Source organism: Azospirillum sp. A1-3 (assembly GCF_023806445.1).
GTDB lineage: Bacteria > Pseudomonadota > Alphaproteobacteria > Azospirillales > Azospirillaceae > Azospirillum.
Genome location: NZ_JAMSLU010000001.1, coordinates 1,423,858 through 1,436,319, shown reverse-complemented (window position 1 = coordinate 1,436,319; position 12,462 = coordinate 1,423,858). Strand labels below are relative to the sequence as shown.

Sequence of the window (12,462 nt, the reverse complement as noted above, 5' to 3'; positions counted from 1 at the left end):
GATGACAGGCGCGATGTCGGCGAACCCGTTCTGGGACTTCTCCCTGGCCGTCTACGGACGGTCGGGGGTGCCCGCCTGCTGCCTCGCCCTTCAGGACCGGCGCGGGGTGGACGTCAATGTTCTGCTGTTCGCCGCCTGGGCCGGGCTGGAGTGCGGCGTCCGCCTGTCCGCCGCGGATCTTGCCCGCGTCGACGGCGCGGTGTCCGGCTGGCGCGAGGAGATGGTACGCCCGTTGCGCGCCCTGCGCCGCCGCGCCAAGGCGGAGGATGACGCCCTCTACCGCCGCATGAAGGCCGCCGAACTGGAGGCCGAGCGCGTCCAGCAGGACCGCCTGTTCGCCTCCGGCGGGTTCCTGCCGCAGCCGGGCGGCAGCGTGGCACTGGCCGCCGCCAACATGGCGCTGCTGGTGCCGGGCGGCGATCCGGCGTTGGAGGAACTGGTGGGGGTGTTGGGATAACGGATTCAGGGTGGGGGTCTAACTCCGCAAAAAGCGAAGCCCCCTACCTGTTCAGAATCAACTCGTCCGGATTGCGCACCGTGTTCGACACCAGCACCGGCTTGCCCGCATAGAATGCGCTGCAACGCTTGCCGCTGACCAGCCGGGTCAGCGCCGCTTCCCACTCGCGCCCCTTGGGGCCGATGATGCGCAGCTTCAACTGGTCGACCAGCGGGACGACCTTGAAGGACTCGATCTCGATCGGCTCGGCGCTGGTGGTGGTGAAGACATCCTGCTTCAGCGTCAAGGTCTTGCCGTTGATTTCCAGCGTCACGTCCTGTGCCCACGGGCAGCCGTTCGACTTGGCGCCTTCGTTGGCCTGGGCGGCGCCGATACCGAACCCCAGCATCAGGGCGGCGGCGAGAGTGACCCGGCGGCGGCCGGATTGGCCCCGGCGGAGGCCGAATTGGCAGAGTGCCCGGATTGGGCGGGAGGTCATGATCCGCTCCTCAGGAATGCGGCGCGGACAATAGCGATGCGTCAGCCTCATGACAATCCAGGGAAAATCCCGATTCTGTGACCGTTTGCGACGATTTCCGACGGTGCCCGGCTGGACCGCGGAGGGGGCGCCGGGGCATGATCTGGACCCAGGCTGCACGCCCGCCAACCCGCAAGAGTCCCGATGATTACTTTGTCGCAGGCCCTGCTGATCGCGCTGGACCACCATCAGGCGGGCCGGGCGGCGGAGGCGGAGGATATTTATCGCCGAATCCTCAACGCCGATCCGGAACATGCCGACGCCATGGAACTGCTGGGCGTGCTCGCCGCCCAGACCGGCCGGTTCGGTGCGGCCGGCCGCATCCTGCGCCTTGCGGTGGCGTTGCGTCCCGACGGGGCCGGCGGCCTGTCCAACCTCGCCGGGGTGGAGCAGTCGGCCGGCACCCTTGATGGTGCGGTGCGGCTCTATTGCCGGGCGCTGCGCCTGCTGCCCGACCTTGCCGACGCCCATGCCAGCCGTGCCGGTGCCCTGCGCCGGTTGGGGCAGGCGGAGGCTGCACTCCTCGCCACCGACAAGGCGCTCGCTCTGGCGCCCGGTCATGCCGACGCGCTGGCGAACCGGGCAGCCGCCCTGCTGTCGTCCGGCGATCCCGCGTCGGCCGAGCGCTGCGCCCGTCGTTCGCTCCGCCTGAACGCCCGCTCCGCCGTCGCGCACGCGACCCTGGCCGCCGCGCTGGCCGCTCAACGCCGCTGGGCGGAGGCGGAGACCGCCGCCGGCGATTCGCTGGCGCTCGACCGGAATGCCGGCGAGGCGTGGGAGGTGCTGGGCGCCGTCCTGGCCAAGCTCGGCCGCTTCCCGGAGTCGCTGGAGGCATTCGCGGCGGCCGAACGGCTGCGGCCCGGCCCCTCGCCAAATTCGTCGCTGTATGCGGCGCGCGGCACCGCCCTGATCGCCATGGCCCGCCCAACGGAGGCGGCTGCCGACTTCGACCGTGCTCTGGCCGACCGGCCGCAGGATGCCGGCCTGCATTGGAATCTCGGCTTCGCTTGTCTGATGGCCGGCGATTACGCGCGCGGCTGGCCGGAGTTCGACTGGCGCCGCCATGACGACCGTGCCGAACCGCCTTGGCGTCCCTTCGCCCAGCCGACATGGCGTGGCGAGCCGCTGAACGGCCGGACCATCCTGCTCTATGCCGAGCAGGGGTTGGGCGACACGCTGCAGTTCCTGCGCTATGTCCCGCTGGTGGCGGCCCACGGCGGCCGGGTGGTGCTGGAGGTGCAGCGCCCCCTGCTGCCGCTGATACAGGGCGTGGAGGGCGCGGCGCAGGTCATCGCCCGCGGCGACCCGTTGCCGCCCTTCGACGTCGAATGCCCGCTGATGAGCCTGCCGCGTGCCTTCGCCACCGTCGTGGACGGCGTGCCGGCCGACATTCCCTACCTGCGCCCCGATCCCGTGCGGGTCGCCCGCTGGCGCGACCGGCTGGGCGCGCATGGCGCGCTACGTGTCGGGCTGGTCTGGGCCGGCAACCCGCGCTTTCCCGGCGACGGGGAGCGCTCACCCAAGCTGGCCGGCCTGCGCGGGCTGCTCGACGTGCCGGGCTGCCGCTTCTACGGCTTGCAGATGGGTCCGGGCCGCGCCGACCTTGCCGACGCCGTCCTGCCGGACAGCTTCACCGACCTGGGGCCGGAGATCGCCGACTTCGCCGACACCGCGGCGATCATGGCGAACCTGGACATTGTGGTGTCGTCCTGCACCGGGCCGGCGCATCTGGCCGGGGCACTCGGCGTGCCGCTCTGGCTGGCGCTGCCCTTCTCGCCCGATTGGCGCTGGCTGACCGGCCGCGACGACAGCCCCTGGTATCCGACCGCCCGCCTGTTCCGGCAGCCGGCGCCCGGCGACTGGTCGTCGGTCGCCGGACGCATGGCCGCGGAACTGGCGGTGTCGGCTCAGCGCTTCAGCCCGTTGCCATAGCGCGAGCAGTCGTAATCGTCGGTCCCGGCCTCGGCATGGCCGCCGTTGGAGGTGTTGTAGCGCGGGTCGTCGCAGCGGCCGTTGCGGGCATAGGACGAATCGGAACCTCCCGACCCGAACAGCCCGCCGCCGCTCCCGCCGAACAGGCCGCCGCCGCTACCGCTGCTGCTCGTCTGGTTACAGGCGGCGAGCGCAAGCGGCACGGCGGCGATAACAAGGACTCGAAGTGCGGTCTTCATGGCATTCCCTTCCCGGTTGGTGATAGCGAAGAAAAAGCGTTCCTTCGCCTTCAACAGGGCAGGGCGCCGGTAAATTCCCGCGCCGGCGTTTCGGCCGATGCTTACTCGAACGGCTGGAACAGGCGGGTGGTGGGATTGATCGCCCACATCTCGCCGGTCTGGATGTCGAACCACCAGCCATGGATGTTCAGCGTGCCGGCTTCCACCCCTTCGCGCACGAAGGGGAAGGTCATCAAATTGTCGACCGACGCGCGGACCGCAGCCCGTTCGATCACCGCCGGGGTGCTCTGCAGCTTTTCCGCATCGGCCCGCGCCTGTTCGGAGCCTTCCGGCCCGACATAGGGGTCGAGCGCCGAACCGGCGATGGACACCCAGGGGGAAATGAAATCGTCCCCCGACTTCTGCCCCGCGCGCAGCCGGATCAGGCCCTGAATGCCGCCGCACTGGGCATGGCCCAGCACGATGATCTCCGACACCTTCAGCGACTTGACCGCATATTCGATTGCGGCCGAGGTACCGTGATAGGCGCCGTCCGGCTGATAGGGCGGGACGAGGTTGGCGACGTTGCGCACGACGAACAGCTCGCCCGGCTCCGCCGTGGTCAGCAGGGCGGGATCGACACGGCTGTCGGAACAGCCGATCACCAGCACCTCCGGGTGCTGCCCTTCGGTCACCAGTTGCCGCATGCTGTCGGGACGCCGCTCGTAATAGCGGGCGCGGAAGGACTTGATGCCGGCCAGTAGCTGGCGGATGGGCTCGCTCGGTTTGCTGCTGAAGGGCATGGTCGGCCTGTTCCCGTTGCTGCCGGCCGGCGGCTGTGCCGGCTCCGCATCATGAATCATTGACAGCGGTATAGCGGCATTGCGCCCGCGCACCAAGCCGCCTGTTGGGCGGTACCGCAACAAGCGATCCGCGGCGGCGGCCGGTCAGGCCTCCTCCGGCCGTTCGCCCCACCGCCGCAGGTTGCCGGCGTCCAGCCCGAACAGGTCCAGCACCCGGCCCACCGAATGGTCGACCAGATCGTCGATGCTCTGCGGCTTGGCGTAGAAGGCCGGCACCGGCGGTGCGATCACCGCACCCATTTCCGCCAGCGCGGTCATGGTGCGCAGATGGCCCAGATGCAGCGGCGTCTCCCGCACCATCAGCACCAGCCGCCGCCGCTCCTTCAGCGCCACGTCGGCCGCCCGCGTCAGCAGGGTGGAGGTGACGCCGCTGGCGATCTCGCTCATCGTGCGGACGGAGCAGGGGGCGACCACCATGCCCAGCGTGCGGAAACTGCCGCTGGACACCGCCGCGCCGATATCGGCGGCGGCATAGCTGACATCGGCCAGCGCCCGCAGTTCCGCAACCTTCATGGCAGTTTCATGCGCCAGCGTGACCTCGGCGGAGCGGCTGACGACCAGATGCGATTCGACGCCGATCCGCCGCAGCGTCTGCAGCATGCGGATGCCATAGATCACCCCCGACGCGCCGCTGATGCCGACGACGAGCCGGGGCGGAGAGGTGGTGGGATCGGTCATTGGGTTTTCCGTGCCCTCTCCCAACATGCGACCTATCCCCTCTCCCCCCCGGGGAGAGGGTTAGGGTGAGGGGGATGCGCGGCGTACCGTACCCGAGAATCCAACCTGTGCCTCCCCCTCACCCAGCCCTCTCCCTGGGGGGGGAGAGAGGGTTGCCAGGCCGGGAGAGGGATACCCACCCTCAGTGCGCGTCTTCCTGTTCGGAATAGCGGTCGTCGTCGCGGTTCTCGCCGTAGAAGTCCTCGGCGGCTTCCTCCGGCGGGCGGGGCACGCCGCCGCGGCGGATGGCCAGCGCCAGCGCCTCTTCCAGTTCGCGCTGCGAGCAGAGGCCCAGCATCACCGGGCCGCGCGGCTTGATGTTGGCGACGTTCCAGTGGGTGCGGTCGCGCACCGCGGCGATGGTCGGCTTGGTGGTGCCGATCAGGCGGCAGATCTGGGCGTCCGACAGCTCCGGATGGTGCTTCAGCAGCCAGGCGATGGCGTCGGGCTTGTCGCCGCGCTTGGTGATCGGGGTATAGCGCGGGCCCTTGGACCGGGAGGCGACCTGCGGCAGGTCGGCAACCAGAAGCTTCAGGCGCAGGTCCTGGTTCTTCTCGCAGCGCTCGATTTCCTGCTTGGTCAGCTGGCCGTTGGCGATGGGGTCCAGCCCCACCATGCCGACCGCGACCTCGCCGTCGGCGATGGCCTGGACTTCCAGCGAATGCATGCCGCAGAAGGCGGCGATCTGCTCGAAGGACAAGGACGTGTTCTCGACCAGCCAGACGGCTGTCGCTTTCGGCATCAAGGGCAGTGCCATCATCCCTCCTGACAAACTCTTCACCGGTCGCACCCGCTGGCGGGTGGTGCGGCCGGTCGTTCGAACTGGTTGTGCGGCGCGGGGGCGGCTTCGCGGCCCCAGGGTGACCCCCGTGGCGGCCGCCCCATTCTCGTCACCACGATATAGGGCGAATACCGGTCCGCGTAAGCATGCTTGCGCAGGCGCACCGGGAAATCCCGGCCGCCCGCTCGCCTCTGCTAACCTGTCTTGCCTGCTTATGGCAAGCCCGACGGCGCCCTGTCGGCGAAGAAAAGCGCAAAATCAGGCCGCCTCCGGCCCCACCGTCAGCACGATCTTGCCGATATGCGCGCTGCTTTCCATCAGCCGGTGCGCCTCGTCGGCCTGTTCCAGTGGGAAGGTGGCGTGGATCTGCGGCTTGATGCCGCCGGACTCCAGCAGCGGCCAGACATGCTCGCGCAATGCCGCGGCGATGCGGCCCTTCTCCGCCACCGGCCGGGCGCGCAGCGTCGATCCGGTCAGGGTCAGCCGCTTGGTCATCACCGGCGCCATGTTCAGCGACACCTTCGCCCCCTGCAGGAAGGCGATGGAGACGTGGCGGCCGTCCACCGCCATGATGTCGATGTCGCGGGCGATGTAATCGCCGCCGACCATGTCCAGCACCACATCGACGCCGCGCCCGCCGGTCGCCTCGCGGATCACCGCGACGAAATCCTCGGACTTGTAGTTGATGGCCCGGTCGGCGCCGAGTTCCTCGCAGGCGCGGCATTTGTCGTTGCTGCCCGCGGTGGTGAACACGGTGGCGCCGAAGGCCTTGGCCAGCTGGATCGCCGTGGTGCCGATGCCGCTCGACCCGCCATGGATCAGCAGAGTCTCGCCGCGCTTCAGGGCGCCGCGCTCGAACACATTGGTCCAGACGGTGAAGAAGGTCTCCGGCACAGCCGCCGCCTCGACCATCGACAGCGGGGAGGGGATCGGCAGGGCCTGCACCGCCGGCACCACGCAATATTCGGCATAGCCGCCGCCGGCCACCAGCGCGCAGACCTTGTCGCCGCTGGCCCAGTCCTCCACCCCCTCGCCGATGGCGATCACCGTGCCGGACAACTCCAGCCCCGGCAGGTCGGACGCGCCCGGCGGCGGGTCGTAGCGGCCCTGGCGCTGCAGCGTGTCGGGACGGTTCACCCCGGCGGCGGCGACCTCCACCAGAATTTCGCCGGGACCGGGCACCGGCGCCGGGCGGCGGGTCGGGCGTAGCACTTCCGGCCCTCCGGGCTGGGTGATCTCGACGCAGCGCATGCTGTCGGGCAGGCTCAAGCCCATGGCGGTCGTCCCTTCCATTTTTGTCTGTCCGTTCCGGCGCCTGACGGCACCGGCACGTTGGCATTGTCCGGTGCGAAAGGTAGATTTGCCGGACCGGCCTGACAAGGCGAACCACGCGGCGGGGGAGGGACCCACAGCATGGCCATCGACGACCGTTTCGAGGATCTGGAACCGCGCAAGGCCAAGCCGGCGCCCAAGGACCTGACCGTGATGGGCGTGGCCGAGATCGAGGCCTACATCGCCACGCTGGAGGCGGAAATCGACCGCGCCCGCGCCGCCATCGCCGCCAAGCAGGCACAGAAATCGGCGGCCGAGGCGTTCTTCAGGAAGGGATGAAAAAAGCCCTCTCCCACCGGGGAGAGGGCTTTTCACGCTGCCTGTCACTTATCGCCCGATGCCGACCAGATCGCGGTAGCAGTGCCACGACGCATGCCCGATCACCGGCAGGGCGATCGCCAGCCCGAGGAAGCCGGTGACCATCCCGGCGCTCATGAACAGGGCGATCAGGAAGGCCCAGGCGATCATCGGCTTGATGTTGGCGCGCACCACGGCGATGCTGGTCGCCATGGCGGTGAAAACGTCGGTCTCGCGGTCCAGCAGCATCGGCACCGACACCACGGCGATGGAGAACACCGCCGTGGCGATGATCCCACCGAACACCGTCCCGGTCAGCAGGAACGGAATGGTCTCCGCCGAGAAGAAGATGCGGTCGACCAACTGGTCCAGCGCCGGCGGCTCGCCCGAGAAGAACAGGGCGAAGATCAGGAAGGCGACGCGGATCCAGGCCAGCATCGCCAGCATCAGGACCAGACCGACGCCTGCGATCTGCACCCCGTTGCGGCGATAGGCGGCGCCCACCTTGCCGAAGGTCGGCCGTTCCCCCAGCTCCAGTAGGCGGCTGGTCTCGTACAGCCCCACCGCAAACAGCGGGCCGACGAGCATGAAGCCCGCCGCCATCGGCAGCAGGAGATATTCCATGTCCAACATCGCCAGTCCGACCACCAGGACCAGGCTGGAAATCACCGCCAGTGCGCCATAGGCGAAGCTGATGCCCGGTGCCGCCATCATGTCCCGCCAGGCCGAGGCCAGCCAGACCCAGGGACGGTCCATCTCGACCGTCCGGATCGGCGGCAGCCAGTCGGGGGTGTGGGTGGGCGTGTGCGTCTGAGGCGTTTGAACCGGTCCGCGAAACGAGGTCATGTCGACCATGATGACGGCCCTCCCCTTGAACCAAGGCACGCGCCCGCCGGCGCTCATGGGGGCACTTTCACACAGTCCCGCTGATAGTCGCAACAAGGAACTATTGGTGTACCCAATAGTAACAAATCAATAGAGGTTATCCCGACCCCGAAGCTTGGTCTTTGCGGTACCTTGGTCTTGGAACTTTAGTTCTCACCGTCCAGCTTATGCCCGTCCAACGTCTGAGTTCGCCGCTCGGCCTCCTTGCGGTCGCGTTCCTTCTCCGCCTTGGTGCGGCCGAATCGGGCCCGATTCGCGTCGGCTTCCTTGGCGCGCTCGGCCTTGTCGCGGGTCTTGCGGAAACGGTTGAAGTTGACCACGTCGCCCATGGCACGGTCTCCGGTGGCTGATTTCAATGGTTCGGGCGCCGCGCGGCCGGTCGGGGCGCTCGGCGGACGGGAATTTCCGCGGAAAAAATTTGGGCGGACCCCGACTTGGCCGTGGGATTGCCCAAATTGCTTGTTTCTTCTGCGGGCGCTAGCTTACCGAAGGACGGCGCGCACCGGAAGCGGACGGTGCGGCGGGTGGGGGAACGAGTCTTTGTATCGACGTGGCAAAGGGGCGCGGCCGACGACAAGGCCGGTCGCAGGGAAGGCGGAAACCCGGTGAAGAAGATCCTGATCGCTGCACTGGCCGGACTGGCGGTTCTGGCCGGCCTGCTGTTGGCGGCGCCTAGCCTTATCGACTGGAACGCCTACAAGGGCGCCATCGCCGAGCGGGTCTCGCAGGCGACCGGCCGGCAGGTGGAGTTGCATGGCGACGTCGGCTTCACGCTGCTGCCGTCACCGGCCCTGACCGTGCGCGACGCCCGGCTCGCCAATGCCGCTGGCGCCGCCGAACCCGACATGGTGCGCCTGAAGAAGCTGGACGCCCGTGTGGCGCTCGGTCCCCTGCTGGGCGGCCGCATCCAGGTTGAGAGCATCGCGCTGGTCGAGCCCATCTTCGTGGTGGAGGTTCTGAAGGACGGCCGCATCAACTGGGACCTGTCCACCGCCGGCCCCCGCACCGGTGACGGTCTGGGGGCCGCCGAGGGGCTGGTCTCCGCCGTCAGCTTCGATCAGGTGATGATCGACAACGGCACCATCATCTACCGCGACGACCGCAACGGCCGGACCGAGACGGTCGACAAGCTGAACGCCCGCATCGCCGCCGGCAGCCTGAACGGCCCCTTCCAACTCCAGGGCGATTTCCGCCTGCGTGGCCTGTCCCTGCATGGCGAGGCCACCGCCGGCCGCTTCACCGAGGGGGCGGCGGTGCCGGTGCGCGCCACCCTGTCGATGCCGCACACCGACGCCACCCTGCGCTTCGCCGGCATCCTGACCGGCGGCGGCGCCGGCGGCGGGTCCAAGGTGCAGGGCGACCTGCGCGCCGAGGGCAGCGACTTCGCCAAGCTGGTCGACGCTCCCGCCGCCGGCTGGGCTCCCGGGGCGCTGAGCCAGTCCTTCAACCTGCGCGCGACGGTGGAAGCGGGGACCAGCCTCGCCACCTTCTCCGGCCTTGAAGCGCAGCTGGGCGACACGCGGGCCACCGGCAACGCCACGCTCCGCGCCGGCGACCCGGCCAAGCGCGAGATTCCGCGCACCGAACTGACCCTCGCCGTCAATCGGCTGGACCTCGATGCCTGGCTGGCCCAGGGCGGGCGCAATGGCACGTCGGCCAGCGGCGGCAACGGCCGGGGCACGCCCGCTCCCGTCGCCGGCGCCGCATCGGGCGACAAGGCATCACTTCCGTCCTTCGCGCTGCCGACCGGCGTGGAGGCGAAGCTGGACGTCGCCATCGACGCCATCGGCTACAACCACGGCGTGGTGCGCCAGGGGCGGATCGAGGCCAGCCTGTCCGCCGGGCGGCTCAACATCGACCGGGTCAGCGCGCTGTTGCCCGGCGGTTCCGATTTCGTAGCGGCAGGCGAAGTGACCACGCCGGGCGGGCAGCCGACGCTCGACCTGCGGATGGAGGCGAATGCCGATAACCTGCGCGCCCTGCTGGAATGGGCGAAGCTGGCTCCGCGCGGCGTCCCGGCCGACCGGCTGCGTCGCGCCTCGCTGTCGGCCCGGCTGCAGGGCCATGCCGACCGCTTCGAGCTGTCGGGCCTGGATTTTCGCTTCGACAGCAGCCGGCTCAGCGGCGCCGTCGCCTATGTCGACCGCGGCCGGCCGGCCTTCGGCGCGCGGCTGGAGCTCGACCGCCTGAACCTGGACGGCTATCTGCCGGCCGATCCCACTCCAACGCAGCCCGCATCCCAGCCCCAGCCGGCTCTGCGCGCCGCCGCATCCGACAATGGCCAGACCCCGCAGCGGCTTCTCGGCCTTGCCGACGCCAACCTCGATCTGCGGGTCGGCCAGCTGACGGTTGGCGGCCTGCCGGTCCAGGGGATCCACCTCGACGCCACGGTCGCGTCCGGCGCGCTGACGGTGCGCGAGGCCAAGGTGGACGACATCGCCGGTCTGCAGGCGCGGATCGACGGTCAGGTCGCCAGCCTGATCCCGCTGCGCGGCGTCAACCTCGCCCTGGCGGCGCAGGCCCAGTCGCTCGGCGGCCTGCCCAGCGCCGTGTCCTGGCCGCCCGGCCTGCCGGTTCCGGAACGTCTGGGCGCGGTCAGCGTCAAGGCCCGGCTGGCTGGCGATGGCGAGCGGCTGGCGGTGGAGGCCTCGGCCGGCATGCTCGGCGGCACGGTCGACGCCGGCGGCGCCGTGCTCGGCCTCGACCGCAAGCCCGAGGCAGACCTGAAGCTGCGCGTCACCCATCCGGAGATGGGCCGCCTCGCCGCCCTGTTCACCGACAGCGGTCTTGCCCGCGCCTATGGCCCGCTGGACCTCTATGGCGAACTGTCGGGCAATGCGGCATCCCCCGCCTTGAAGAACCTCCAGGGGCTGGTCGCCGGCATCCCCGTGCGCGGCAAGCTGAACCTCGACCGCAAGTCGGAGCGCACCGCCTTCCAGGCCGACATCCAGACCGGCGATCTCGATCTCGACCGGCTGCGCAATGCGCCGCTGGTCGGCGATGGCGCCGGCCGCACCGCGACCACAGCGGCGGATCCCGCCGCCGACCTGCCGCCCGCCGATCCACTGGCCGATCTCGGCTGGATGCGGTCGCTGGACGGGCGTCTCGGCCTGACCTCCACCTCGCTGACGGTGGCGGGGCAGCGCATCGTCCAGCCGGCGCTGCGTGCGACCCTGGACAACGGCGTCGCGACCCTGGAGCAGCTGGACGGCGAATGGCAGGGTGGGCAGATCGGCCTCAGCGGCCGGCTCGCCGCCGTGCCGGGGCAGGCGCCGAAGCTCGACGCCGACCTCACCGTCATCAAGGCCGACATGGGCAGCGCGCTGTCCGGCTTCGCCGGGCTTGGCCTCAGCGGCGGCACCGTCGATCTCGACGTGACGATGTCGGGCAGCGGCCGAGGCGACGCGCTGCTGAGCAGCCTGACCGGCCGGGGACGGGCGGTGGCGTCGGGCGGCGTGCTGCGCGGCGTCGATCTCGCCGCATTGCGCAGCCGCCTCGCCGGGGCGGAGCGCACGCAGGAGGTGCTGGGCGCCGTCGCCGGCGCGCTGCAGGGTGGTGAGACCAAGCTGGACCGGCTGGACGCCCGCTTCGCTATCGACAAGGGGGTGATCCGCACCGAGGACGCCCGCCTGACCACCGCGCCGGCCGACGGCACGCTGACCGGCACGGTCTCCCTTCCCGACGAACGGGTGGATCTGGCGTTGGCGCTGGCGGTGAAGGCGGACGGCGATTTGCCGCCGCTGACGCTGCGCATGGCAGGTCCCTGGTCCGCGCCGACGCAGACGCTGGACCTGAAGGCCCTGCGTGACCACTTCAACGCAGCCCCGCCCGCCAAATAAGGCCCGGCCCAAATGACGTCCTGTCCCCATGGCAATGGGCGTTCCAAGGGCGTTGAAGTCGCGGCGTGTGGCGTCCATAATGAACGAACGGTAACCGGAAGTCAGAGCGATGCAGGTGGACAACAGGATTTTGGACGACCTCGCCCGTGTGGCAGGTGGCGCGCTCGGCGCCTTCTCGTCCTTGCGCGAAGAGGCCGAAGGCCAACTGCGGGCCCAGCTCGAACGGGTTCTGTCACGGATGGACGTCGTCAGCCGTGAGGAGTACGAGGCTGTCCGCGCCATGGCCGCCAAGGCCCGCGAGGAGCAGGAAGCGATGGCCGAGCGGCTTGCCGCGCTGGAGGCCACCGTCGCATCGCTGAGCGCCGCGAAGGCACCGCTGCCGGTCGTGGTCGAGCCCGCCGGCGTCCCCGCCGTGGCCGAATCCGAACCGGCTAAGCCTGCCGCGGCAGGCGGTGGCAAGCCCGACACCAAGGCCTCCCCGGCACCCTGAGCGGCAGCGCCGCCGCACACACCGGACGTCCCTCCCGTCGTCACGCGCCGTCATCCCGCGGTGCGTCCTGCGGCCGGGACGGTCCGCGGCAGCGCTTCGCCCAGCCTCGGCCCAGCCCGCCTTTTCATCATATT

13 protein-coding genes are annotated in these 12,462 nt (G+C 69.9%); 5 read left to right on the top strand and 8 right to left on the bottom strand.

What is annotated here, in order from left to right; translation table 11 throughout:
* Positions 1-13 precede the first annotated feature (13 nt).
* Positions 14-457: a TIGR02444 family protein gene (locus M5E06_RS06820; protein ID WP_252137617.1), complete on the top strand. Its 444-nt coding sequence runs from the start codon at positions 14-16 to the stop codon at positions 455-457.
* Between the two features lie 43 nt (positions 458-500).
* Here the strand turns inward: M5E06_RS06820 and M5E06_RS06815 are convergent, their stop codons facing one another.
* Entirely contained in the window at positions 501-935 is a 435-nt protein-coding gene (locus tag M5E06_RS06815; protein WP_252137616.1) for a hypothetical protein, read from the bottom strand.
* 183 nt (positions 936-1,118) lie between these two features.
* Between M5E06_RS06815 and M5E06_RS06810 the strand changes: the two genes are divergently transcribed.
* Positions 1,119-2,906 (top strand): tetratricopeptide repeat protein, encoded by a 1,788-nt coding sequence (locus M5E06_RS06810; protein ID WP_252137615.1) that lies wholly within the window; start codon positions 1,119-1,121, stop codon positions 2,904-2,906.
* On the opposite strand, the gene M5E06_RS06805 is transcribed toward M5E06_RS06810, so the two are convergent.
* From M5E06_RS06805 to M5E06_RS06785, 5 genes are all read right to left on the bottom strand, one after another.
* Positions 2,882-3,145: a hypothetical protein gene (locus M5E06_RS06805; RefSeq protein WP_146203655.1), complete on the bottom strand. Its 264-nt coding sequence runs from the start codon at positions 3,143-3,145 to the stop codon at positions 2,882-2,884. The genes M5E06_RS06810 and M5E06_RS06805 overlap by 25 nt on opposite strands.
* Positions 3,146-3,246: 101 nt before the next feature.
* A complete protein-coding gene (locus tag M5E06_RS06800; RefSeq protein ID WP_109149962.1) occupies positions 3,247-3,927 on the bottom strand; it encodes a carbonic anhydrase in 681 nt (226 codons plus the stop codon).
* Positions 3,928-4,071: 144 nt separating this feature from the next.
* Positions 4,072-4,665 (bottom strand): UbiX family flavin prenyltransferase, encoded by a 594-nt coding sequence (locus M5E06_RS06795; protein ID WP_109149963.1) that lies wholly within the window; start codon positions 4,663-4,665, stop codon positions 4,072-4,074.
* A 181-nt stretch (positions 4,666-4,846) separates the two neighbouring features.
* On the bottom strand, positions 4,847-5,461 hold the full coding sequence (locus tag M5E06_RS06790) for a DUF1013 domain-containing protein (RefSeq protein WP_109073098.1): 615 nt from the start codon (positions 5,459-5,461) through the stop codon (positions 4,847-4,849).
* A gap of 282 nt (positions 5,462-5,743) precedes the next feature.
* Complete coding sequence (locus M5E06_RS06785; protein WP_252138521.1) at positions 5,744-6,760, bottom strand: NAD(P)H-quinone oxidoreductase; 1,017 nt, start codon at positions 6,758-6,760, stop codon at positions 5,744-5,746.
* Between the two features lie 138 nt (positions 6,761-6,898).
* Between M5E06_RS06785 and M5E06_RS06780 the strand changes: the two genes are divergently transcribed.
* Entirely contained in the window at positions 6,899-7,096 is a 198-nt protein-coding gene (locus M5E06_RS06780; RefSeq protein ID WP_109073099.1) for a DUF1192 family protein, read from the top strand.
* Between the two features lie 48 nt (positions 7,097-7,144).
* Here the strand turns inward: M5E06_RS06780 and M5E06_RS06775 are convergent, their stop codons facing one another.
* Positions 7,145-7,969: a DUF2189 domain-containing protein gene (locus tag M5E06_RS06775; protein WP_252137614.1), complete on the bottom strand. Its 825-nt coding sequence runs from the start codon at positions 7,967-7,969 to the stop codon at positions 7,145-7,147.
* Between the two features lie 176 nt (positions 7,970-8,145).
* Positions 8,146-8,328 carry a DUF4169 family protein gene (locus M5E06_RS06770; RefSeq protein ID WP_252137613.1) on the bottom strand — a complete coding sequence of 61 codons (183 nt, stop codon included), beginning with the start codon at positions 8,326-8,328 and terminating at the stop codon, positions 8,146-8,148.
* Positions 8,329-8,604: 276 nt separating this feature from the next.
* Here M5E06_RS06770 and M5E06_RS06765 point away from each other — a divergent pair, with 276 nt between their 5' ends.
* Together M5E06_RS06765 and M5E06_RS06760 are read left to right on the top strand one after the other, a co-directional pair.
* Positions 8,605-11,838 (top strand): AsmA family protein, encoded by a 3,234-nt coding sequence (locus tag M5E06_RS06765; protein ID WP_252137612.1) that lies wholly within the window; start codon positions 8,605-8,607, stop codon positions 11,836-11,838.
* 109 nt (positions 11,839-11,947) lie between these two features.
* The gene (locus tag M5E06_RS06760) at positions 11,948-12,328 is read left to right on the top strand and encodes an accessory factor UbiK family protein (protein ID WP_252137611.1); all 381 of its coding nucleotides are present in this window, start codon (positions 11,948-11,950) and stop codon (positions 12,326-12,328) included.
* Positions 12,329-12,462 lie beyond the last annotated feature (134 nt).

Coding starts and splice junctions, on each gene's coding strand:
- M5E06_RS06820 (WP_252137617.1), top strand. CDS start 14: ATGTCGGCGAACCCGTTCTGGGACTTCTCCCTGGCCGTCTACGGACGG.
- M5E06_RS06815 (WP_252137616.1), bottom strand. CDS start 935: ATGACCTCCCGCCCAATCCGGGCACTCTGCCAATTCGGCCTCCGCCGG.
- M5E06_RS06810 (WP_252137615.1), top strand. CDS start 1,119: ATGATTACTTTGTCGCAGGCCCTGCTGATCGCGCTGGACCACCATCAG.
- M5E06_RS06805 (WP_146203655.1), bottom strand. CDS start 3,145: ATGAAGACCGCACTTCGAGTCCTTGTTATCGCCGCCGTGCCGCTTGCG.
- M5E06_RS06800 (WP_109149962.1), bottom strand. CDS start 3,927: ATGCCCTTCAGCAGCAAACCGAGCGAGCCCATCCGCCAGCTACTGGCC.
- M5E06_RS06795 (WP_109149963.1), bottom strand. CDS start 4,665: ATGACCGATCCCACCACCTCTCCGCCCCGGCTCGTCGTCGGCATCAGC.
- M5E06_RS06790 (WP_109073098.1), bottom strand. CDS start 5,461: ATGGCACTGCCCTTGATGCCGAAAGCGACAGCCGTCTGGCTGGTCGAG.
- M5E06_RS06785 (WP_252138521.1), bottom strand. CDS start 6,760: ATGGGCTTGAGCCTGCCCGACAGCATGCGCTGCGTCGAGATCACCCAG.
- M5E06_RS06780 (WP_109073099.1), top strand. CDS start 6,899: ATGGCCATCGACGACCGTTTCGAGGATCTGGAACCGCGCAAGGCCAAG.
- M5E06_RS06775 (WP_252137614.1), bottom strand. CDS start 7,969: ATGGTCGACATGACCTCGTTTCGCGGACCGGTTCAAACGCCTCAGACG.
- M5E06_RS06770 (WP_252137613.1), bottom strand. CDS start 8,328: ATGGGCGACGTGGTCAACTTCAACCGTTTCCGCAAGACCCGCGACAAG.
- M5E06_RS06760 (WP_252137611.1), top strand. CDS start 11,948: ATGCAGGTGGACAACAGGATTTTGGACGACCTCGCCCGTGTGGCAGGT.